18 protein-coding genes and 1 riboswitch are annotated in these 24,753 nt (G+C 34.3%); of the genes, 17 read left to right on the top strand and 1 reads right to left on the bottom strand.

Features of this window, described 5'->3' with window-relative positions; all coding sequences use genetic code 11:
- The first annotated feature begins 8 nt into the window (after nucleotides 1-8).
- From JNUCC72_RS00775 to helD, 14 genes are all read left to right on the top strand, one after another.
- The gene (locus JNUCC72_RS00775; protein ID WP_454143966.1) at nucleotides 9-1,871 is read left to right on the top strand and encodes an FtsX-like permease family protein; all 1,863 of its coding nucleotides are present in this window, start codon (nucleotides 9-11) and stop codon (nucleotides 1,869-1,871) included.
- A gap of 172 nt (nucleotides 1,872-2,043) precedes the next feature.
- Nucleotides 2,044-3,939 carry a hypothetical protein gene (locus JNUCC72_RS00780; protein ID WP_454143968.1) on the top strand — a complete coding sequence of 632 codons (1,896 nt, stop codon included), beginning with the start codon at nucleotides 2,044-2,046 and terminating at the stop codon, nucleotides 3,937-3,939.
- A gap of 90 nt (nucleotides 3,940-4,029) precedes the next feature.
- Nucleotides 4,030-5,031: a hypothetical protein gene (locus JNUCC72_RS00785; protein WP_454143970.1), complete on the top strand. Its 1,002-nt coding sequence runs from the start codon at nucleotides 4,030-4,032 to the stop codon at nucleotides 5,029-5,031.
- Between the two features lie 183 nt (nucleotides 5,032-5,214).
- Nucleotides 5,215-6,087 (top strand): ROK family protein, encoded by an 873-nt coding sequence (locus JNUCC72_RS00790; protein WP_454143972.1) that lies wholly within the window; start codon nucleotides 5,215-5,217, stop codon nucleotides 6,085-6,087.
- Nucleotides 6,088-6,188: 101 nt separating this feature from the next.
- Nucleotides 6,189-9,074 (top strand): type I restriction endonuclease subunit R, encoded by a 2,886-nt coding sequence (locus tag JNUCC72_RS00795; RefSeq protein WP_454143975.1) that lies wholly within the window; start codon nucleotides 6,189-6,191, stop codon nucleotides 9,072-9,074.
- A gap of 15 nt (nucleotides 9,075-9,089) precedes the next feature.
- Entirely contained in the window at nucleotides 9,090-10,646 is a 1,557-nt protein-coding gene (locus JNUCC72_RS00800; protein ID WP_454143977.1) for a type I restriction-modification system subunit M, read from the top strand.
- On the top strand, nucleotides 10,639-11,832 hold the full coding sequence (locus tag JNUCC72_RS00805; RefSeq protein WP_454143979.1) for a restriction endonuclease subunit S: 1,194 nt from the start codon (nucleotides 10,639-10,641) through the stop codon (nucleotides 11,830-11,832). The genes JNUCC72_RS00800 and JNUCC72_RS00805 overlap by 8 nt, the downstream gene beginning before the upstream one ends.
- A 64-nt stretch (nucleotides 11,833-11,896) precedes the next feature.
- Nucleotides 11,897-12,076: a hypothetical protein gene (locus JNUCC72_RS00810; RefSeq protein WP_056974249.1), complete on the top strand. Its 180-nt coding sequence runs from the start codon at nucleotides 11,897-11,899 to the stop codon at nucleotides 12,074-12,076.
- Nucleotides 12,063-12,124: riboswitch (Fluoride riboswitch) on the top strand. Its footprint overlaps the gene before it by 14 nt.
- Before the next feature lie 54 nt (nucleotides 12,125-12,178).
- Nucleotides 12,179-12,583, top strand: coding sequence for a fluoride efflux transporter FluC (locus JNUCC72_RS00815; RefSeq protein WP_454143981.1), 405 nt, complete (start codon nucleotides 12,179-12,181; stop codon nucleotides 12,581-12,583).
- On the top strand, nucleotides 12,583-12,927 hold the full coding sequence (locus JNUCC72_RS00820; protein ID WP_454143983.1) for a fluoride efflux transporter FluC: 345 nt from the start codon (nucleotides 12,583-12,585) through the stop codon (nucleotides 12,925-12,927). The genes JNUCC72_RS00815 and JNUCC72_RS00820 overlap by 1 nt, the downstream gene beginning before the upstream one ends.
- 51 nt (nucleotides 12,928-12,978) lie before the next feature.
- Complete coding sequence (locus tag JNUCC72_RS00825; protein WP_056974252.1) at nucleotides 12,979-13,455, top strand: PH domain-containing protein; 477 nt, start codon at nucleotides 12,979-12,981, stop codon at nucleotides 13,453-13,455.
- Nucleotides 13,448-14,908 (top strand): PH domain-containing protein, encoded by a 1,461-nt coding sequence (locus JNUCC72_RS00830; protein ID WP_454143985.1) that lies wholly within the window; start codon nucleotides 13,448-13,450, stop codon nucleotides 14,906-14,908. The genes JNUCC72_RS00825 and JNUCC72_RS00830 overlap by 8 nt, the downstream gene beginning before the upstream one ends.
- Nucleotides 14,909-15,044: 136 nt before the next feature.
- A complete protein-coding gene (locus JNUCC72_RS00835) occupies nucleotides 15,045-16,370 on the top strand; it encodes a hypothetical protein (RefSeq protein WP_454143987.1) in 1,326 nt (441 codons plus the stop codon).
- Nucleotides 16,371-16,664: 294 nt separating this feature from the next.
- A complete protein-coding gene (helD, locus tag JNUCC72_RS00840; RefSeq protein WP_454143989.1) occupies nucleotides 16,665-18,980 on the top strand; it encodes an RNA polymerase recycling motor HelD in 2,316 nt (771 codons plus the stop codon).
- A gap of 37 nt (nucleotides 18,981-19,017) precedes the next feature.
- Here the strand turns inward: helD and asnS are convergent, their stop codons facing one another.
- A complete protein-coding gene (asnS, locus tag JNUCC72_RS00845) occupies nucleotides 19,018-20,409 on the bottom strand; it encodes an asparagine--tRNA ligase (RefSeq protein ID WP_454143991.1) in 1,392 nt (463 codons plus the stop codon).
- A 472-nt stretch (nucleotides 20,410-20,881) separates the two neighbouring features.
- Here asnS and JNUCC72_RS00850 point away from each other — a divergent pair, with 472 nt between their 5' ends.
- The 3 genes from JNUCC72_RS00850 to JNUCC72_RS00860 all read left to right on the top strand — a co-directional run bounded on the left by JNUCC72_RS00850 (nucleotide 20,882) and on the right by JNUCC72_RS00860 (nucleotide 24,739).
- On the top strand, nucleotides 20,882-21,853 hold the full coding sequence (locus tag JNUCC72_RS00850) for a beta-ketoacyl-ACP synthase III (protein ID WP_454143993.1): 972 nt from the start codon (nucleotides 20,882-20,884) through the stop codon (nucleotides 21,851-21,853).
- 21 nt (nucleotides 21,854-21,874) lie between these two features.
- Nucleotides 21,875-22,573 (top strand): CPBP family intramembrane glutamic endopeptidase, encoded by a 699-nt coding sequence (locus JNUCC72_RS00855; protein WP_454143995.1) that lies wholly within the window; start codon nucleotides 21,875-21,877, stop codon nucleotides 22,571-22,573.
- 162 nt (nucleotides 22,574-22,735) lie between these two features.
- Nucleotides 22,736-24,739: a leucine-rich repeat domain-containing protein gene (locus JNUCC72_RS00860; protein WP_454143997.1), complete on the top strand. Its 2,004-nt coding sequence runs from the start codon at nucleotides 22,736-22,738 to the stop codon at nucleotides 24,737-24,739.
- Nucleotides 24,740-24,753: the final 14 nt, after the last annotated feature.

The following is a 24,753-nucleotide window of genomic DNA, read 5'->3' on the forward strand; positions in this document are numbered from 1 at the left end:
AATGGGGGATGACAATGTTGTTTAAGCTTTCACTATCAGGGATGCGAAATCGATTCAAAGATTATCTAGTCTTGTTTTCAGGGTTAATTGTCACGAGTGCCATCTTCTATATGTTCTTGTCATTATCGACTAACCCAGGATTTTTGGATGATAATCCAACTGTAAAAATCGTTAAGCAATTGTTTTTAGTTGGGAATGTTTTGCTTGGAATCATAACATTGGTTTATGTTGTTTATGCTAATAGTTTCTTACTTAGCATGCGACAACGGGACTATGGATTATTCATGATGCTAGGTGCTAAAAGTTCAAAAATCGGAAACTTGATTTTTGTGGAAACTTTATTTTTTGGAACATTAGCTGCTTTAGTCGGATCATTTTTAGGGATTTTTGCGACACAGGGTGTCGGTAGTTTGCTGGTTTCCAATTTAGGATTATCAATAAAAGGATTTATTGGGTTTCATTTGCCAGCAGTATTATGGACAATCCTATTTTTCTTCATCCTATTTCTACTAGCTGCTTTATTTAATCGCATTAAAATTTCAGCAACTTCAGTTTTAAGTTTGCTAAAGGGAAATGAAAAACCAGTTAAGTACCGTCGTAATGGCTGGTTAACAGCACTTCAAGCCGTTATTGGTGTTGCTGGATTAGCAATTGCATATTATAGAATGGTTGATATAAAAAATTCAGGATCAAATGTGGTTAGCTATTTTTGGGTTATTTTAGTGGGTGTTGTACTAGGAACTTACTTTATTTTTAAATCTTTTTTTCCAACAGTAATTAAATTGTTACAAAAATGTTCATGGTTTAACAATCGCAAACTGAATAACTTCACGTTAAATCAATTGAAATTTAGAATCACAAGTTATACCCGAATTTTGTCGGTTGTTTCCATTCTATTTGCAATGGCGGTTGGTGCAATCACAATTGCTTTAATGATGAGAGATACCGCATTTGAACAATCAGATTCGGTCTACTATGATGTTCAAATTTATAATAACGATTCAGAAGTCCAAAAAGAAGTTGAAAAATTACAAACAAAAGAAAAGTTAACATTTAATTATAAAGTGTTAGATGGCAAACTTTACGGGTTAGATTCTGACCTACAACAACCTATTACGTTCAAAAAATTTGATATGGAGTCGACTCGAAAGAATCAAAAGGAAACCTTTAAAACATTTTCAGTTAAAGGAGATGAGAGTAAGGCTTATTTAGCTGACATGTTAACAGGTAGTTACAATGCCAATACAAAGAGTGAAAGTGAGCTGTTAAATTTAGGGGCTGATGAAAATGGACAGCTCCCACCAGTCTCATTTTTATCACAATCAGATTTTGATAATATTAAAGCGAATAAAAAGACAAGTTTATTAATTAAGACAACTGATTTTAGGGATCAATTAAGAACACTTCAAAGAATTCAAATCTTACAAAATCAGAAAACAACAAACCCAGGATGGTCATTAATTGAGCGGATTGATCTTTATCAAAGTCAAAATAGCGTCTTATCTATTTTTCAATTTATCGGTCTATTTTTAGGGATTTCATTCTTAACGATGTTAGCTTCAATTTTAATTTTTAAAATTTTAAGTGGTGCCCATCGAGATAAAAAGCGCTATGAAATGCTTGATAAAATTGGTGCAAGATCAAGTACTATGACGAAATCAATTGCACGAGAATTAGCAGTACTATTCATTTTGCCAGGCGCAATTGGCATTATGCATATGCTATTTGGGCTTAAATTATTTGAGAATATGGTCTCAAATATTTATAGTCGAGTACCATTCCCATTAGCTATTTTCTTAGTTCTATACTTCCTATATTATTTACTAACACTATTTATTTATCGCTCAATTGTGTTACGAAAAAGAAAATAACAAAAAGCCAACAGTTGTTGGCTTTTTGTTTTAGATTAATAAAAATTTTAGTTTCTTAACCAAATCTTACAAAATTGTAAGATTGAGGGCTAAATTGTAAGTTAAATCGATGTAACAGGCTGTTGGTGATTGTTAGCATAGGGATTGTAAATAAATCAGGGGGGTATCATTTATGACACAAGAACATATTAAATTTGGCACAATTATGAAACTGGCGTTTGAAAATTTACGTCAATGCTACAAAAAATACAGTATCTTATTTTTAGGACTGTTAGTTTTAAGTACATTAATTTATACTTTTTCAACATTAACTAAAACATTAAGCGCTAACCAGACACTTATTATGACTCAAGATGCGCCCGTTTTTATCGCGGGGGAAGTGGTATTAATTATTATTACCATGATATATATGGGTTATCTTAATCGATTTTTATTAAAGCAGGTACAAAAAAATAAACAACTAACTGATCAACTAGGTGACAAACAATCTAAAGTAACTGCGGTAACTTTAGTTCAACTATTAACAATCAGTATTTCAATGTCATGTTTAAGTATCATTGTGGGTATGGCTGTTTCACAATTAGTTGCATTTTTGATAGCAAGTACACAAGGCGTGGCAGTTAAAGGATTCGTTGGATTCCATATACTTAGTTTAATTGACATTACGCTGGTTTTTGTGGGATTACCTATTATAGGGATGGTCATCAATAAAATTCACATTAGTGGCATTATGCCAAAGATTTATAAGGAAGAAAGTAGAAAATATCGCAATCCTTGGCTAGTAGTTATTCAATTAGGACTAGGTATTATTGGGTTGTTGGCAGCCTATTATGCAAGCCACGATATTTTAGATTATGGAAAGCAACTTTTAGCATTGACTGTAACCACAATGGGGATTATCTTAGGCGTTTATTTCTTCTTTAATGCGTTGTATCCAGTTGTTATTCAATTATTGTTGAAATGGTCTTGGTTCAAAAATCGAAAACTTCATGACATGAGTTTGAACCAACTTAACCAAAAGCTTATTCATCATGTTAAAGGATTTAGTTTAGTAACCTTATTGTTTGCTGTTGCAATAGGTGCTACAGCAGTAGCTAGTTCTGTTACAAATGTAAGTGCTGAAAGAGCTAACGATAATACTTTTTATGATACGGTCATTTATAATCATCAGCCCGAAGTTACTGAAGCAGTTAAGCAATTACCTATTGAAGAAAAAACCACCTATCATTATAAAGTTGATGGTAAGAATGTATACATGTTAAAAAACGAATTAGACACACAACAGCTAAAATTGAAAGTTGTTGATTTTGGTCAACCGCTGATTAATGGCAATCGTTTAAGATACAAGACTACAAGTTATCAAGGTGAAAATGCAAAAGCGGAATTGAAGCACACCATTTCTTCATCTTATGAACTTATTCAACCCGATAATGACATCTGGATTAACACATTTGAATTACCAACAGACGTGACTTATCAAGATATGAGTCAATCCGAATTTGATCAAGTCCAAGCAACTTCAAATGAAATTCAACTTATTAAAACCAGAGGTGGTATTGCACAAAACTGGCCAGCACTAATGGCTATTGAAAAGTTACAGCTTGGCGACAAGATGGGTGACGATAGAGTTGGCGGTATGAGAAATAGCCAAGTTGGTGGTCAAGGAATTACTTACTTTAGAAATTTAAGTACTGAATTTGCTATTTTGAAAACTTTTGCAATTGGAATTAGTTTGGCACTACTGATAACAATCATTTCAATCTTAATTTTCAAACAGTGGCAATCTTTCAAACAAGATAAAGCAATCTACCAAACTATGCAAACTCAAGGCTTTCAACCATCAGTTATCAAAAAGGCATTGTTCAAAGAAGTTCTAGCACTCTTTATCTTGCCAATGATTCCAGGAGTAATAACTACACTAATTGGGCTTGAAATATTCAATTATCTAACCATCGATATTTATCGATTAAGTATTTTGCCAATCACGGTTTGTGTTATTTTATATCTGGTTATTGCGATTCTAGTTGCTTTTATTTACCAAAAGGAAGCGTTGAAAACAGCTGATTAAAGTAGTTATGGGGAAATCAGTTTTGTTTTAAAGTTAATAAAAATTTAAGTTTTAATCAATTTGCTGTATTATTACAAGTGGAGGAGTTCAATGAGAGGATTAATCATGCAAAGTAAAAAATTAAAACAACGATTGAAAGATAGATTTGATAATAGTTCATTTGCTACACCGTACTTTTCTATTAGGAAACTGATTTCAGTGACTGTTGGTCTAATGCTTCTTATAGGACTTGCTACCAGTTTGTTGATTGCGGGAAAACAAATGGCACGGACAACAGAGTCTAACTTAGCAAATATCTATTATGATGGTGTGGTTTATAGCACAAGCCCACAAGTTGATCAACAAGTTAAGCAGCTCAACTTAAAAGATCCATCATTTTACGCTTATAAAGTTCATAATGAGACTTTGTTTGTTTCGATTGACGAATTGAATAATTTTCCACTTAAATTATCAAATGGTCAAAAGATGTCACCTTTGACTTTAAATCATCTACCTAATTCTGTAACAACGTATCTTGAACAATTATTTCAAGGTATCGTGCCCTTTAATCAAGTACAAGCAGTTACTGAGTTACAATTTCAACAAGTGCCAAGTGATGCAGAGCAGTTAAGGTTGCTGAAGTCAGAAGACTTCACTAAAGACTTTGAAACCTATCAAACTATCGATAATTTACAAAAGAAACAGCTGAACTTGCCCCAAAACAAAATCATTTCGTTTGTTAAAAGTCAAAAATATAACCAAATTATGACGCAACACCGTCAATTAAAATGGTTAAGCTATAGCTTGAGCTTTATTTTCACGATTGTATTATCGTTAGTGGTACTCTATCAAATTTTAAGTTATCTTTATCAGAGAGTTTATTTAGCTAGAAAAAATCATGTCAAAACACCTTCTATTCGCCTTGAAATGTTTACAGGATTTTTACTACCTGTTGCTTTAGGTGCAGGGTTTGCCTTCTTGAACTTTATCGTACTCGGTGGATCATCGGTTGATATACAATTGTTCTTCACCTCAGTCATAACGATATCGGCTTGTTATTTTGCACTACTTGGATTCAGCACTTTTGTTGCTAAAAAATGGGCTTGGATTTAAGTGAAAATACGTTATAATGTTAGGGAGAAAACGTTTTCATAAAGACAGATTAACGTGAATGATGTTGACGTGATAGCGTTTTCACGATAATCTAGTCGTTGTGATTATTTGAAATACCAGTTCTAATGACTAGAACAACATAATGTCGTAATTAAGTGTAAAAGTTTGACGGAGGGAAAGAGCATGACAGAATTATATGGCGCAATCGAAGCCGGAGGCACTAAATTTGCCGTGGCAGTCGGTCACAAAAATGGTGAAGTCCTAAAACGTGGCACAATCAAGACTACAACACCAGAAGAAACAATGGCACAGGTTTTTGATTTCTTTGATCAATATCAAGATGACATCATTTCTTTCGGTATTGGTTCATTTGGTCCAATTGGTGTAAATGAAAAGCTAGACAACTACGGTTATATTACAGATACACCGAAAGTTGCTTGGCAAAACTATAACTTTATTGGCGATATGAAAGCACACTATGATGTGCCAATGCTTTGGACAACTGATGTGAACGTGGCTGCTTATGGTGAACATATTTTAGGTGCTGGCCAAAACTTTGATAATGTATTCTACACAACTATCGGAACAGGTGTTGGTAGTGGTGTGATTACACGCGGTGAAGTTTATAATGGTCGTGCTCACCCTGAAACAGGTCACTTAATGATGAGAAGACATCCAGAAGATAATTTTGAAGGTATTTGTCCATTCCATAGTGACTGTTTAGAAGGGCTAGCTTGTGGACCTGCTATTGAAGCACGTTGGGGCGAAAAAGCTTACAACTTAGATGAAAACCATAAAGCTTGGGAATTTGAAGCTTACTACTTAGCACAAGCTGCTTTAGACTTCACATTGACATTCTCACCAGATATTATGATTTTTGGTGGTGGTGTTTCTAAACAAGAACACTTAATGGATATGATTCGTGATGAGTTCGCTAAAATGATGAACGGTTACATCACATTACCAGACTTAAAAGATTACATTGTTCCTGTTTCACTAGGTGATGATGCTGGTATTATCGGCTCATTACTATTAGCTGAAAAAGTTGCAAGATAAAGCTAAAAGCACATTGACTAGTTGTCAGTGTGCTTTTTTATTATGCCTAATTATAGTAGTATAGTAGGTAAAAGACGTGGAGGATAAGGAGGCGACTTTTGATGGGTCAATACGAATCAGAAGCTCAACTTGAGAATCGATTCATTAAACAACTGGAAAATTTAGGTTACCAATATGTCACCATTAAAGATAATGATGATTTGTTGGCACATTTTCGAGCGCTGTTGAATCAACGAAATGAAACAAATTTGAAAGGTGAACCCTTAACGGATTCAGAATTTCAACGAGCTTATACAGCGATTATAGGGGCGAAGTCACATTATAAAATCAGCTATGACTTACGTGGATCAATTAATTCGCCAATTGGCAAAATTAGTATCAATCGAGATAATGGTGACCCGCTATTCTTGAATATTTTTGATGTCAAAAATGCGACAGCTAATACATATGAAGTGACCAATCAAATTACGATGATGGGCCGTTATGAAAACCGTTATGATGTGACGGTTTTGGTTAATGGAATGCCATTGGTACAGATTGAGTTGAAGCGCCGTGGGGTTGAGTTCAGCCAAGCTTTCAACCAAATTATTCGTTATCGTAATGAAACCTTTAAAGATAGTTTGTTTAGAATGGTACAACTCTTTGTGGTGTCAAATGGTGAAGATACTCGTTACTTTGCTAATGGTGACGGTAATCTTAATTCTAAATTTATGTTCCGCTGGACGGACAAACATAATAACTGGCTGAATGAAATCACTGACTTTACGAAGTCGTTCTTCCCGCCAGAACGTTTGCATTCTATTTTAGCCAAGTACGTGATTTTTGATGAGAGTCATAATCGCATGATGGTGATGAGACCTTACCAAATTTATGCGGTTGAAGGAATCATCAATCAAGTTGAAAATCATCCTGACAAAAACGGTTATATCTGGCATACAACAGGCTCAGGGAAAACAATTACGTCATTCAAAGCAAGTCAATTACTGAAGCAACGTGAAGATGTGGACAAAGTGATTTTCTTGATTGACCGTAATGACTTGGATGTCCAAACATCTAAGAACTTTAACTCTTATTTGGGTGCCAAGAATGGTGATTTAGCCATTGATCGTACGGATGATACGAAAACTTTGGTTAAGCAGTTACAACAAACGGATGAAAAACTGGTTATTACCACGATTCAAAAGATGAATAATGCCGTTTCAAAAGACTACTATAAAAATCTACTGGCACCTTACCGTGACAAAAAAGTGATTTTTATTGAAGATGAGGCCCATCGTAGTCAATTCGGTGATATGCGTAAAAACGTGAATAACTGGTTCAAGAATGCGCAACATATTGGGTTTACAGGGACACCAATTTTTAAAGAAAATATCGGAGCAGATGGTCGTACAACACAAGACTTGTATGATCAAGAACTTCACCATTATTTGATTAAAGACGCAATTCGTGACCAAAATGTTCTGGGATTCAATGTGCAATACTTGCAAACTTTCGATGCAAAAGACGTTGAAGATAATAGTCAAGCAGATGCCAATTCTGTGGATAAACAAGAAGTAATGGAACATCCGGACCGTTTAGAGCAAATTGCTAAACATATCATCTTGAATCACCGCCAATACACCAAAAATGGTGAATTCAATGCGATTTTGACTGTGCCGAACACGCGTGTGGCACTCGCTTATTATGATATTTTCAAAAAGTTACAAGCGCAAAATTCAGAAGGCGAAAAACTCAATATTACCAGCGTGTTCACTTGGGCGGCCAATGAACAAGATAATGAAAAGTACCAAGATCAAGATGACGTGACGTCACGTCATGGGCTTGAACATATTGTGGATGATTACAATAAACTTTATGGTGAGAATTTCTCAGTTGATGACTTCAAAGATTACTTCAACGATATCTCGATGAGAATGAAGCAACATCATGTGAAGACACCTGAACAAAATATTGATGTCTTAATTGTTGTTAATATGTTCTTAACAGGGTTTGATTCACCTAAACTATCAACGTTATATGTGGATAAAAAACTAAAATATCATGGGTTAATTCAAGCCTATTCAAGAACGAACAGAATTGACAACTTGAACAAGCCATTTGGTAATATTATTAGCTATCGCAATCTTAAATCCGAAACGGATGACGCTATTCGCTTGTTCTCAGATGGTTCAAGAGAAGCTTTCCTTGCACCAAGTTATGAAGAAATGGCTGAAAACTTCAGAAAATCCATTGAAAAGTTACATGATATTATTAAACAGCCAAAAGATGTGGATAATCTATATAATATGGGTGAAGACCATATTAGTGAATTCATCAAAGCCTTCCGTGATGTGTTGCGTATCTACAATAAGATACGTGTTTATGATGAGTTTGCATGGGATGAATTTGCTTTAGAACTTACACCACAGCAATATGAATCTTTCCAAAGTAAATATCGTGAAGCAGTTGAATATTTAGAACGTGAAGCCAAAAATAATAAAAAAGTATCGATTGTGGATGATTTGGATTTTGAGTTATCGTTAATTCAACAAGATGATATTGACGTGAGCTACATTATGGGATTAATTCAAAACATTGATTTTATGTCGACTGTGGATGATATTATTGACCATAGTGAAAAAATCAAACAGCAAATTGAACAAGCTGCCCAATCTCAACTTCACACCAAAAAAGAATTGCTGATCAAATTCTTAGAAGAAGAAGTACCACAATTTGCACAACAAGCTAATGTTGATATGCTGACAGAATTTAACAAATTCGTTCAGGAGCAAAAAGAAAAAAGATTCAACGAAATGTCGCAAGAAGTTGATGTACCAGTTGAAAGCTTGAAGCATCAACTTAATGAATATAACTTCAGAGGCGAATGCGATTCTCGTAGCATTAACAAAGATTTAAAAGGTATACCGTTTAAAGAAAAACGTCAACGAAGAGAACAAATTATGGTTTTCATTAAAGAAATTGGCGATTACTATAAAGCACTAGATTAATAAGGGAGTAAACTTATGACAGAAGAACATCAAAATGTACAATCTCAGCAACAAGCCGAATTACAAAAACACTTGTGGGCTATTGCTAACGACTTGCGTGGAAATATGGATGCGAGTGAATTCAGAAACTATATTCTAGGACTTATTTTTTACCGCTTCTTATCAGACCGTGTTGAAGATGAAGTCACGATGTTACTTGATGGTGAAGATATCACTTATGAACAAGCCTACAACAATCCTGACTATGAAGGATTAGCAGAAGATATTGTGCAAGACTTAGGGTTCACAATTAAGCCACGTTACTTATTCAGTTCATTAATCAAGGACTGTCAAACAGGTGAATTTGATATTGAAAAATTACAAAATGCTATCAATTCAATTCAAAGTTCAACTATCGGTGAAGACTCACAAGAAGACTTCCAAGGATTGTTCGATGACATGGACTTACAATCACCAAGAATTGGGAACAATGTGGCTGAACGTAGTGAATTAATGCGTAAAGTCTTATTGAACTTGAACAATATTTCATTCCGTTCAAGTGAAATTGAAATTGATGTCCTAGGGGATGCTTATGAATACCTAATCGGTCAATTCGCTGCTTCTGCTGGTAAAAAAGCTGGCGAATTCTATACCCCTCAACAAGTTTCAAAAATTATTTCAGGTGTCGTAACTGCAGGTAAAGATGAAATTAAATCAATCTATGACCCAACAATGGGTTCAGGATCATTACTACTAACAGTTGGAGATAGAGCTCGAATTGGTCATTACTATGGCCAAGAATGGAACTCAACAACTTATAACTTGGCTCGTATGAACTTGTTAATGCACGGGATTAACTACAGTAACTTCAGTGTTAAACAAGGGGATACACTTGAAAACGACCGCTTCCCTGATGAAAAATTCGATGCTGTTGTTGCCAACCCACCATACTCGGCTAACTGGAATAATGTCGATAAGTTAACAGATGAACGTTTCCGTAAATATGGTAAAGTCGCACCAAAATCAAAAGCTGACTTAGCTTTTGTGACTCACATGCTTTACCACTTGAATGACAACGGGACAATGGCTGTTGTTCTACCTCACGGGGTGCTATTCCGAGGGGCAGCAGAAGGCGTTATCAGAAAGTACATGATTGAACAAGATAATGTGCTAGATGCGGTTATCGGTCTGCCTGCTAACTTATTCTTTGGAACTTCAATTCCTACAACCATTCTTGTGTTCAAAAAGAACCGTCCACAAACTGATATCTTATTTATTGATGCTTCAAAAGAATTTGAAAAGGGTAAAAATCAAAATAGCTTAACTCAAGCTCATATTGATAAAATCTTACAAACATATGAAGCACGTGAAGATGTGGATAAGTATGCACATGTGGCTTCACTTGATGAAATTAAAGAAAACGACTTTAACTTAAATATCCCACGTTATGTGGATACTTTTGAACCTGAACCTGAAATTGATATCAACCAAGTGAAAGCTGATATTGAAGAAGTGAACCAACAAATCGCCAAAATTGAAGCAGAACTTGCTGAAATGGAAGCTCAATTAGTGGAGACTGATGTTGATGAATAAAGAAAGATTAGTACCACAACTAAGATTTAAGGGCTTTGAAGGTGAGTGGGAGACCGAAAGAGCTGACCAATTATTTTTTAACATTTCATCAAAAAATCATATTGACCAACCAGTACTATCAGCTACTCAAGAAAATGGGTTAGTATTCAGAGAAGAAGTTGATAAAAAAATAAATTATGATGAAAAGTCTTTGTCTTCTTATAAATTAGTAGAACCCAAAGATATTGTAATTAGTTTACGTTCTTTTCAAGGTGGGTTTGAAGTTTCCAATAAAAAAGGTATAGTTAGCCCTGCTTATACAATAATTAGATATAAGAACCATGAATGGAATCCATATTTTTGGAAGGTGTTTTTTAAATCCTACAATTTTATTCAAGTACTGAAAAAAGCAACTTATGGAATTAGAGATGGTAAAAGTATAAGTTATAAGGATTTCTCATCGTTGAAGTTAAATTATACTTTTCCTGAAGAACAACAAAAAATTGGTTCTTTTTTTGAAAAAATGGACAAGTTGATTGAACTCTATAATAATAAGTTGGTTCTTAAAAAAAATGAAAAAAAATGGTTTCTGGCAAACATGTTTGTTGACCGAAAAATGATCCATCCTAAAATTAGATTTTTTACATTTAATGATAGTTGGAGGAATGGTCAATTAGGAGAAGCTATTTATGAGGTAGACAAAATTGAGGTAGACAAACCTCATAATTTTCAATTAGCTAAAGTTCAGCTGAACTTTAGAGGAATTAAAGCTACGGATGAGCATCCGAGAGTCACTGAACATTCTAGAGCGTATTATTTTAGAAATTCTGGCGAGCTTATGGTAGGTAAGCAAAATTTTCATAATGGTGGATTTGGTATAGCAGGACCAGAAATAAGTGATTACATTGCATCAAGTGCTATTTTGTCCTTTTTAAATAAGCAAAATTTTGATTTGACTTACATATACTATTTCATGTCCCGTCATGATTGGCTTATGAGAACAACTAAATATATAGGTGGTACGGGACAAAAAGAATATAGCTTAAAGTTGTTAATGCAACTAACAATTAATTTTCCCTCCCTCCCAGAACAACAAAAAATTGGTCAACTTTTCCAAAAACTTGATCAAGAAATTAATTTATACGAACAAAAGATTGAACAGCTTAAACAACTGAAAAAAGGCTATCTACAAAAGCTATTCTGTTAGGTCATCCCTTGCAAAGAAGTCAATATCGTGGAATAATAATAGTAAAGATATTGAGGGATACAGTATGACAAAGAATAGATGGATATTAGGTATCTGTACATTAATTGGTTTAATTATTGGGATAATCCTAATGAACCAACACAAAAGTGCTGTACTTGTCTTTACGTTAATGGGAATGGCAGTCGGTTATGTGATTGTCTTTTGGATTCCACAACTAAAAAGACACTTTCAAAATAAACGGTGATGGTGTTCGCCATTAAATGCAAGTATTGCTGATGACACCTGTTGAAGCTTATTTCAACAGGTGTTTTTTTGTTGCTTGGACAGATTAACTGGGGGAAGAAACATGATTTTACAAGTTTTATTATTTATATTTGGGGCGATTGGTGGGATTTGTCGCTATTTTATCGGGCAAGGGCTAATGCTTAATGGGTTTCCTATTGCCACGCTAATTACCAACTTAATTGGGGCATTTTTATTACCAATTTGGAATGACCGCCAAAAAGAACGCCCACTACTTAAAGAAGTTATAGGCGTAGGTTTCTTTGGGGCATTCACGACGTTTTCAAGTGCGATGCTTGATACGTTAACGTTGATTATTCGTGGCCAGTTTATTGCTTTATTAATTTACACGTTAATTACCGTACTCGGTGGCTTTTTGCTGGCTTATCTAGGGACATCTTTAACTGGATTTAGTCACGAACAAACTGATGAGCAAGTGATTCAACAAGAAGAGGAGGCTGATCAATAATGTGGTTTTTGATTGGGATTGCAAGTGGCGTGGGGACATTATGTCGCCGTAATTTGACAGCGTTTTTAAATGGTCGCCCGCGATTTAAGTATTCATTTTTAGCAACGATGATAATCAATATCTCTGGCAGCTTTTTACTCGGTATTTTTGCCAAAAACTATAGTTCATGGTGGGCATATCCATTACTTGGTGCAGGATTAATGGGAGGCTATACGACTTTTTCAACGTTTAATTCTGAATTAGTGCAGTTAGTTAAACAAAGAAAGTTGTTATTGTTTGTCATTCACTTGCTTATAACGTATAGCTTAGGTCTAATCTTTGTGGCATTGGGGTACTGGTTATAAAATAAGTTCAGTTCTTGTGTTATACTTTATGCTAAAACAGGAGGAGTTAAGATGAATTATCAATTACTAACACAAAAAATGCCTAGCCGAATTAAAAAAGCCTGGTTTATATCAGATATTGTTGAGGCAATCATTTCGTTGATTGTTGTGGGGACAGTTGGCAATATTTTTCCAATTCCATACAAGGAGTGGGTAATGCCAATAGTATTGATTGCTATTGTTGCTTTCTTTGTGGGGAGTTTAGTGCTGATTCCTTATCGTTATCACTTTCATCGTTATCAAATTGATGGGGATGCGATATCTTTTCAACGTGGGGTTTTCTTTAGAAAAACCGTTTATGTGCCGCTTAATCGTGTACAACATATTGAGATTGAACAAGGCCCGATACTTAAAATTTTTGATTTAGAAGAATTAATTATTCACACTGCTGCAACAAAGCATAGTATTTCAGGGCTTAATCCAAGTACAGCTTCTGAACTTCGTGAAGAAGTGACAAAACGTGCAAAGGTGGCTGATTTGAATGTATAATCACAAACGTTTTCATCCAATGGCGTTAGTGCTGGCATTGTTTAAGTCATTCAAAACGCTAGTTGGTTTTTTGATTTTGGCAATTTTAGGAGCTGCAAGTGGTCGACTAACTTTTCTATGGTTGCCAGTCCTTTATATTGTAATAGAAATTGTAAGTTACTTGACGACTTACTACACGGTTGATGAAGCAGATATCACAATTCAAAAGGGTCTTATCAAAAAAACGACAACTGTGATTCCTTATGATCGCATTCAAACAGTTCGCCAAAGCCAATGGTTTTTTTTAGCACCATTTGATTTGACGACAGTCAACATAGAAACAGCTGGCGGTAGTGATAATAAATCAGAAGCAGTACTGAAAGTTGTTCCAATTGCTGTTTTTGATTTGATTGAAAAGTATCGTAATCAAGGTCAACCGCAAAGTACATCACAAGAATTCGTAGAAAAAATACCAACTGAAACGGGTGAATCCCAAAAAAGAGCAGCAGTTAAGAAGCTACCGGCTTCACATATCTTGCTATTTGCGATTACTAATCTTAATATTTTAGCTTCGTCAGCTGTGATTGCTGGATTAGGAGCACGTATTTTAGAACATGCGGGAAGTAAAGCTAATAGCGAAGTGACTCGGGTAATGTTTAGTAGTACGCTTTATATTATTATGGGTATTTTTTCAGTCCTTATTTTAAGTTTTATCTATTCGTTGATTCGCACACTTTTGAATTATTATGATTTTCGCATTGCTCGAACAGGAAATACGTTGACTATTAAGAGTGGTCTGCTAAAAGAAAAAACGCAACAAATTCCTATTCACAAAATTCAAAATGTTCAAGTGAAAAAACATCCGATTCGTCGTTTATTTGGTTTTTCATCTATTTTAGTTTATGTGTACAGTGGTCAAGATAAACAAAGTAAAGAAGATAATAGTGACAATCATACATACTTATTTCCTATTATTAAGACAGCTGAAGTTTATTCATTCTTATCTGTTTACTTACCAGAATGGCAATTGCACACACCTAAAATCAGCTTATTAACGCAAAATCGATTATGGTACTTTATGCGTTGGACATTACTATTAATGGCAATTTTGGCGGGTTTTGAAGTTATATTTTGGCGTTTTGTACCTATTTGGGTTGTTATTTTAGTTGTGTTTTGTAGCCTATTTATTTTAGCTTGTAATTACCTACAATCTCAGGGACAAGGTTATGGTTTTAGTCAGCAACGCTTTATTTGTATTCAGCGTTATCATTTTTTAACGCAAGAAATTAATTTTTTGGATAAGAATAAAGTGCAAAATATTACACAGAGGACAACGCCATTACTTTATCGTCATCAAAAAATCGGACATCTCAAGCTACCTCTTAAAATCAGCAGTGGACATGGTGAGCAAATCAAACTGCGTTTTATTCCAATTGAAATAAGTAAACAGATAAAAGAATTCTATAAAAATTAAAAATATAATATTTTAATTTAATTAGTGAACTGTTAACTTGTGGGATATTAAAAGACTAGTGTAAACTAGATAGTGACGTGAAAAACAATTAATTAATATGTGTTTTCACTTTTAAAAAAGAGGAAGTGAGAATGTGTTGCCTAATCATTATAAATATAATCGCATTAGAAGTATGCTGTTTTTGAGCTTCTTACTTTCAATGATGTTAATCCTAGGTGCTTTTAATTTTGATACTGTTAATGCCAAAACAAGTTATGGTTTTTCTGATACTAATTATGAAAATGAGGTTGGTGAACGTGAACGAACAAATGGTAATAAGAGAAGATATCCTTTTATTGCTTCTAATATTGCTATTTCAACTCCAAGATTACAAAAGACAAGCAGTGGTCAATTTCAACTGGTCTATCAATATGGGTATCCAATGACCAGAGGTGGGGCTGAAAGGTTTTTAGAATACCGAGTGAAGTTTTCTAAAGACTTAGAGAAAATTGTTTCAGGAATTAGCATTGATCCAGTCGGAGCCAAAGCAGATCCTAGACCCCCCAATAGTAAAAAGAAATACAACTTTGAAAATAGAGTTGGACAAGATTCGGATGGCTATAAAGTTTTTTCTTCAGGAGTTTATCTTGGAAGTGGTTATAATGGCGGTGACGCTAATATTTACATCACACTAAGCCGATCATTCATACCTCAAAACACGTTTATATCGAGTTATATGATTTCAAGTACTGAAGTTGCAAGACCTGTTTATCCGTCATTTGAAGCTGTAAGGATTCTACAGTATAGCCAATTTGGAAAACAATACAACGAAGCACTATTGAAATCGGAAAAAGACCAAAATATCGATAAACTGAAAAAAACCTATGACGATTTAATCAAAAAAATAAATGATTCGAGTTTAAGTCAAAAAACAAAAGAAGCGGTCTCTTCTGACATCAAAGATATATTGGGTAAGGCTGTTCAAAAAATTAATAGTGAGACTCAATTTGAAAATAAAACATTACAGTCTATAGAAACTATTGCAGATGTAGCCATTGATAATATGAACGATGCTTATGGTAATTTAAGTGAATTTACAATCACTAGCTTGCCTAACTTAAATTTCGGTGTGCAATTAATCCAGTCTAAAAAAACAATCTATGAAACTGTAGACGATCAAGTGATTAAGGGTCTGTTGATAGTGATGAATGCCACTACACCGTCAAACATAAATGTTAACTTATCAATTTCAGATTTGAAGTCTAAAACACATACGCTAAGCGCTATGTATGCGTTGGGTAATAAGCTATATAAGCCAAATACAGCATTTGCCTTTATTTCAGGAACTCAAAGAAGTGGTGAGTTTACATTAAAAAGACAATCAAGTGAAGGAGTTAAGCTAATTGTTTACCCTGAAAACGTGTATGCCGAAACGTATACGGGGACAGCAACATGGTCAATCAGCAAAGGTCCGAGTAATTAAAAAATCCTCCTAAATTATATTTAGGGGGATTTTAGTTTTAATAGAAAATTTTATATCGCTAACTCTTTTAATGTCGCCATTACCCACGGTACATTTGAAGGATACATAACCTAAGATACCGTTATAAAATGATTTATTTCTTGAATAGAGATTAGTATAAAGCATTGATATAAGAAAAAGGAATATTTTTAATGATTTGATTAAGGATAGTGAATAGTCGTTGCTATTAACAAAAAAATTGTGGTATCATATTTAGTAAATTTTTTAGGGAAACTATAGTAAGGTTGTGAGTTTATGACAAGTAATAATATACAAAATCGCAGGGATGAACAGGCTCGTTTAGACCATGTGATAGGGGAAATTAACAAGCGTCAACAAAAACTAAATCAATCTATTAAACGTGCTAAAACAGAAGAAAAAAATCTGAATGAGCATTTTTATGATGATGTAAAAATTAATTATGTCGGTGATTCAACAACGATTGAAACTGCTTTATCCATTCGTCAGCAACAACAAATGTTGATGGAAAGAAACAATAGTTGGCAACACGCAAGTGGCCGCTTAGATGTGCTTGAAAAATTAGAAAATAATCCTTATTTTGCTCGTGTCGATTTTAAAGAAAAAGGGGAACCAGGACCTGAAACAATTTATATTGGGTTGAGTTCATTTACCAATGATAAAGATGAATTCTTGGTTTATGATTGGCGAGCACCGATTTCATCAATTTATTATGATGGAAAATTAGGGGATGTGACGTATAATTCACCTGAAGGCAAGCAAGATGTTAATTTATCATTGAAACGTCAATTTATCATTAAAGATGGACAAATTGAAAACATGTTTGATACCCAAGAAACGATTGGTGATCAAATGTTGCTTGAAGTGTTGAATGAAAAATCATCATCACAAATGAAAACAATTGTCACAACTATTCAACAAGAACAAAATGCGATTATTCGAGATACCGATTCTGATTTACTATTTGTTCAAGGAGCTGCCGGTTCGGGTAAAACGAGTGCGGTATTGCAACGTATTGCTTACTTGCTTTATCGTTATCGTGGAAACTTAACAAGTGATCAAGTGATTATGTTTTCACCTAACCAGTTGTTCAATGACTACGTACAAAATGTCTTACCTGAATTGGGTGAACAAAACATGGTGCAGATGACGTATTGGCAATTTGCATCCCGTCGTGTTCCTAGCTTCAAAGTACAAAACTTATTCCAACAGTTTGAACAAGAACAATCACCAGCTAGTGAAAAAATCACAAACTTAAAATCAAGTTACGCGTTCTTTAATTTGCTAACTCGTTATGGCAATCGTCTTGCTCGTGGTGGCGTGCAATTCCGAGATATTAAATTCCGAGGCGAACCTTTTATTGATAAGGAAAAAATCAAAGAAATTTATTACGGATTTAACAGTAATTATAAATTAATGAACCGTATTGAAGCCACAAAAGAAGAATTAATCAAAATCTTAAACCGTCGTGTTTCTTCTGAAATGAAGAAAAAATGGGTGCAAGAAATGATTGAAGGATTAAGTGAAGAGCAACTACGTATGTTTTATCAACAACCAGATCAAGAATTTGAATCAGGCGATGATGAATACAAGTTTATTGCTAAACGTATCGTCACTGAAAGCCTTGAATCAGTTGCTAAGTATATCAATAACTTCCGCTTTATTAACTTTTCTGCTCAATACAACCACTTTATGCAACAAGTCCCTCGTATTCTGGATTTAGAACAACACGGGATAACAACTGCTGAATGGCAAGCAGAAGTCAAACAAACACTTGCAAAAATCAAAGCAAAAGAATTACCGATTGAAGACGTTTCTTGTTACTTATATTTGTATGATTTATTAACAGGTAGAACAGGTGAACGTTCAATGAGATTTGTGTTTATCGATGAAATACAAGATTACACACCTTTTCAAATTGCTTATTTGAAATTCAATTTTCCAAATGCTCGTTTTACCATGCTGGGTGATTTGAACCAAACGATTTTGGCAACAGAACCAAATCAACGGTTACTAGCTGATATTTCACACTTATTTGATCCAGAAAAAACAAGTGTATCACAGTTGACGACATCTTATCGTTCAACTAAACAAGTCACAGACTTTACACGTGGTATTTTGCGTAATGGTCAAAAAATCACAGCTTTTGAACGTATCGGGCCAAAACCTGTGATGGTTTCGTGTTCAGATGAAAGCGAAATGATTGACGAATTAGCTGATCAATTGACCGCACAAGCTGATAAAGGCTTAACAACAGCGGTTATTACTAAATCACTACAAGAAAGTAAAGATGTCTTCAACTTATTGAAGCAAAAAGGTGTCAAAAGTACCCTGATTGGTTCTGAAAACCAACGTTTAGTTGAAGGAACTTTAATCGTACCCGCCTACTTAGCTAAAGGACTTGAGTTTGATAGTGTTGTAATGTATAACGCTTCAGATGCCGTTTACCAAAAAGAAAGTGAACGCCAACTGGTTTATACGATTGCTTCTCGTGCTATGCATAGTTTGGCTATTTTATATACAGGCCAAAAGAGCCGATTATTAGAAGATATTGATGAAAGTCTTTATGAAGTTAAGACAAGAGTAAAATAAAAAAACGCACATATCATGTGCGTTTTTTTATTTTACTCTAAAATTCAGCATTACCTGGTGTTCTTGGGAATGGGATAACATCACGAATGTTTTCCATACCTGTGACGTACATTAGAAGACGTTCAAAACCAACACCAAATCCTGAGTGCATAGTTTCACCGTATTTTCTAAGTTCTAGGTACCATTCATATTCTGTCGAATCTAGACCGAAGTCTTTGATTTTTTCTTCAAGAACATCATAACGTTCTTCACGTTGACTACCACCGATTAGTTCACCGATTCCAGGAACTAACATATCAACAGCGGCAACAGTTTTGCCATCTTCATTAGCACGCATGTAGAAGGCTTTTAGGTCTTTTGGATAGTCAGTTACAAATACTGGACGGTTAAAGACTTTTTCTGATAGGTAGCGTTCATGTTCTGTTTGAAGATCAATTCCCCAACTTACTGGGTACTTGAAGTCAGCATCAGCTTGTTGAAGAAGGTCAATTGCAGCTGTATAAGTAACACGAGCAAAAGGTTCTTCACTTGTTGTTTTTAGACGTTCAAGTAAAGTTTCATCGATGTTTTCATTTAAGAATTCAAGTTCTTCTTTAGCGTGATCAAGTAGGTAGTTAACCACGTATTTTAGCATAGCTTCAGCAACTTCGATATTAGCATCTAAGTCAGCAAATGCCATTTCAGGTTCAACCATCCAGAATTCTGAAGCGTGACGAGCAGTATGTGAGTTTTCAGCACGGAAAGCAGGACCAAATGTATAAATATTTTGGAAGGCTAGGGCAAAAGCTTCGCCATTTAATTGACCACTAACTGTTAGACTAGCTGGTTTTTTGAAGAAGTCTTCACTATCATCGACTTTACCTTGATCATCTTTTGGTAAATTGTTCATATCAAGTGTTGTTACTCTGAACATTTCACCAGCACCTTCTGTATCACTACTTGTGATAATTGGAGTGTTAACATAAACAAAGTTATGTTCTTGGAAGAATTGGTGGATAGCAAATGAAGCTAGTGAACGAATTTTGAAAACTGAGTAGAATGTATTTGTACGAGGACGTAAGTGAGCGATTGAACGTAGGTATTCAAAAGAATGACTTTTCTTTTGAAGTGGGTAATCGCTATCTGATTGTCCTTCAACTGTAACTGAAGTAGCCTTTACCTCAAAAGGTTGTTTAGCATCAGGTGTATCGACAACATGACCAGTTACCTTAACCGTTGTGTTAATTGGCATTTTAGTGATTTCATCATAGTTTTCTAGGTTTTTTAAGGCAATGACTTGCACATTTTTCAAAAATGACCCATCATTAAGTTCTAAGAAACTGATTTTTTTAGATGAACGAAGTGTTTTTAACCAACCGGTTAAGCTGACTTCAACTTCTTGGTCATGTGTTTGACTTTGGTATAAAGATTTTACTGAAACATTTTCCATTGGATAACCTCCATTAAGTTATGAATATTAAAGCTAAAAAGGCAAAATAAAAAGCCTTCCATCCAGTAAAGGGACGAAAGACTTCGCGGTACCACCCAAATTGTTACGAATAACCACTTTAAAAGCACAAAAAATGCTCTCTAACGATAACGGGTTAGTCACGTCTAGTCCTACTGTAATCAGTGATTAGTTCAGCTAGAAACAAAGAAAGTGTTATTCGTGTTCAAAGAGCCTAGATTGAGCTTTCACTATCCTCAATTCGCTTTATAGGGTTCAAACAGTACTCGTCTAACTTGTCGTTTTTAACTCTATTCTATAATAAGTTAAATATAACATAGTATTTTTTTTTGTAAAGGTAATTTACATGAACGCTTGACATAACCTTTAAGAAATTTTAAATGCCTTGGTCAAAGGGGTATGATTAAGCTATAATTTTAATGATTGAATTTTAAATTAAGAAAAGGGAGTCCGCATGGTTTTTTCAAAAATACTTGGAGCAACTCATAAAGTTCCAAAAACAATTGTTACAAATGACGACTTAGCACAAATTATGGAGACATCAGATGACTGGATTCAGTCTCATATCGGCATTAAAGAACGCCGCATGAGTCTTGAAGGTGAAAATACAAGCCAGCTTGCAACAGATGTCGCACTTGAACTTGTTGAACAAACAAACACCAAACCAGAAGAGATTGATTTGATTATTGTGGCCACTTTTACTCCCGATAGTTTGGCACCAGCCACAGCAGCCATTATCCAAAAAGAATTGAAAGCCAAAAATGCGTGGGCCTTTGATTTGAATACAGCTTGTTCAGGCTTTATGTCAGCGTTAAGTACGGCGGATAAATTCATCCAATCAGGTCAATATAAAAAAGTATTGGTAATTGCTTCAGACGTCAATTCAAAAATGCTTGATTTTAAAGATCGAACAAGTAGTGTGTTCTTTGGTGATGGTGCAGGTGGTGTTTTGTTAGGAACAGGTGATCAGCCACAATTTATCAATGAGAACTTATACACAGTCGATGATCAAGATTTGATTTATTCAGGTCGTGTGAATACAATCGATGATTTATCAGTGGATAATTATCCGTCAATTGGGGCTTTCCACCAGCATGGTCGTGGCGTTTATCAACAAGTTGTGTCAACAATTCCAAGTTATATTGAAAGTTTCCTAGCCCAAAACGAGCTAACTGTGGATGATATTGATTTTTATGTTACTCACCAAGCTAATTTACGTTTAATCGAGAAGTTAGCAGAATTAATCCATCAGCCAATAGATAAATTTTCTCGAAATGTTGAGTATTATGGGAATACTTCAGCTGCAGGCATGGCGATTGGATTAGCCCAGTTAATGAATAGTGAAGTTGATTTGACTGGCAAAAAAGTATTATTAGTTGGATTTGGCGCAGGATTTACTTATGGGTGTATTTTGTTACAATTTTAAAAAAGAAAGTAGAAATGTAAAATGAGTAAATTAGATATGACAAAATATCTTAAATCAGTCTCGATTTATTTTGTTTTAACCTTAATTGTTTTAAGTATCGCAACTTTTATACCCGGAGGTAATGCTTATACTTACTTCTTAATTGTAGGAGCTTGGTTCCTCGGAATCTTTATCTACGATAGCAAACGTTATCGATCATTATTGTCAGAGCAGTGGCAATTATTTAAACAATCCAAATGGAAAAATATTGTGATGATTGTTGTGTCATATATTGTTTTGCAGGCAGTTGTAGCGCTAGTGAGTCCAGTGTTTAAGCCATTTATTTCTGAAACACAAAACTTCCCAACCTTTTCATTCCCAATTGATAATTGGCTAGGCTTATTAATGACATTGATTGTGGGATTCATCAATCTTGGAGTTGCTTTTGTGGAAGAAATTGCTTTTAGATATGAAATGTTCTATCGCTTTAAGCACTTAAATAAAGTGATTTGGATTGCTTTGATGATTCTATCTAGTTTCTTATTTGGGGCTTCTCACTTCTATAACTTCAACGGTAGTCTTTTAGGAACTGTACCTTATGCTGTTGCAGGGATTGTTTTATCCTTAACTTATGTAATTTCAAAAAATATTTGGGTACCAATTATTACTCATTTACTATTTAATTCAATTTCGCTGCTCTCAGCCATTATACTGATTGTCTTCAAGCTATTTGCAGGGTAAAACAAAAAACCAACGAGTTTAAACTTGTTGGTTTTTTTGTTTTTATAGATAGTTAATTTTTACTTAATCTAAGACTTTTTAATTGTAAAAAATTGTACACAAACATATGATTATTCATAGAAAATAACAATTAATTTCAATAAAAGAATTGAGGTAATTATAATGAAAAAAAGCTTCAAATACATTTCAACGGGTTTATTAGCTTCAACATTGTTGATGAGTACACAGCAGTTAATGAATATTTCAGCGCCTACTTCTGTAGTTCAAGCTGATGAATCGATTGATAGTTGGATGCCAGATAAAAATTTACAACAAGCTGTTAAAAAACAGTTAGATACGGACAATATAACACAAACTAACATTGAAAATTTAACAGAGTTAAATATTCAAAATACAAATATCACTAATTTGAAAGGACTTGAAAAAGCAATAAATTTAAAAAAATTGAGTTTTCATAATGTTAATTTTGCTTCTGATTTAAATAGTTATGAGATGTTTAGTTATAGTGAGTTACCTGAAAGTTTAGAGATATTAGATTTGAGTGGTAATAATTTATCAAGTAATCAACTAAGTACGGGATTTAATTTATCTAACTTAAAGACATTAAATCTTAATGATAATCAAATTACAGATATTAGCTTTTATGCTAAATCTAACTTATCTAATCTGAAAGTAGTTCGAGCGGATGATAACAAAATATCAGATGTTAGTGTTTTTTCAAATCAAAGCCCGCAAATGATTGCTAATAGAAATAGTTTGCGTTATTGGACAGCAGACAATAATCAGATAACGGATTGGAGTTCATTTGTTGGGATGAACTTTGACACATCTTATGGTGATTATCCATCTAGTCGAAATCAAAAAATAAGTAAAAATTTACCTATTAAACCTCTTAAAAATAATACAATTATTCCAATAAAAAATTTAACAATTACAACAGGTGTGTCCTTTGGTGAATCAGGAACAGGAGAGGTAGTGAAGAATGATAGTTCGCGTGAAATGAATGTCTTTGTTCCAACTGGTCCGGATAGTGGAATTGGTGATAATATTAAAAGCGATAGATGGACTGATTTTTTAGATAGTATCCAATTTAAGTATGATGCAACAAATAATCAAATTTTGATGAAAGTATTAAATAATGAATCGCTACCACAATCTTTTACAATTGAAACTGAAGGATCATTTGGTCGACAACAGACACTTGTAACATACAGCATCACAGATAGCAGCCAAAGTCTATCTGTTAAAGATGTTATCCTCACAAAGGGTCAATCATTCAACAATCAAGATGCATTTGTTTCAGCAACTGATGATTATGGAGAACATGTGAGCTTTGGCAATGATATTACTGTTGAAGGTACCGTAGATACGCAAAAAGTGGGGACTTATCAAGTAACTTATAGTTACGGTAATCAAACGAAAACAGCTACGATTACGGTTAAAGAACCAGAAAATACTGATGATTCACAAAATCAATTATTGAATGCAAAATCACAAGCACGTTACCAAACAAATCAAAAAGCTAAACAAATTACAGACTACGTTAACCAATCAACTTCATTAGAAGCTGGTCAAAAACAAACAGTCAATAATTACGTTGATAATTTGAAACAGTCAGATTTGAAAAAAATTGATGATGAAACTACTTTTAATGGATTAAGAGATATCCTAAATCAATCACAACTCAAGACATCACCAAGTGATATTGAAGCTTTAATTCAAAAGCTAATTGGTGTGTCAGGAACCATTCACTATATCCCAAACTATGGTGTTCAAAATTGGACTTTTGATCAAAATGGTCAACTTCAACCACTAACTGGTAGCTATACACCAAGTAATAGTCAAGTAACTGGCTTTGATACTAAGGTCGTTGATGGCATTAGCTATATTCGAATTGGTAGTGCAAATAGTCAAACTTGGGTACAAATGCAGTATCTATCAGATTCGGTCGAAACAGACTTAACAGCAATTGCGACAGTAGGTAACACGCCAACTACGAATTACGCTGTATACTTGAGGGATGCCAGAGGTGATATGACAAGTCAAACGGTTATGCCAGGTACTTCTTGGTTAGTTTTTGCTCAAAAGAAAATCGGTGGCCAAACCTATTACCGAATTGGTAATGAAAACCAATGGATTCAGGCAGAATTTGCTAACTTAAGTTAAAATAAAAAACCAAC

It is taken from the genome of Holzapfeliella sp. JNUCC 72, from assembly GCF_053668685.1.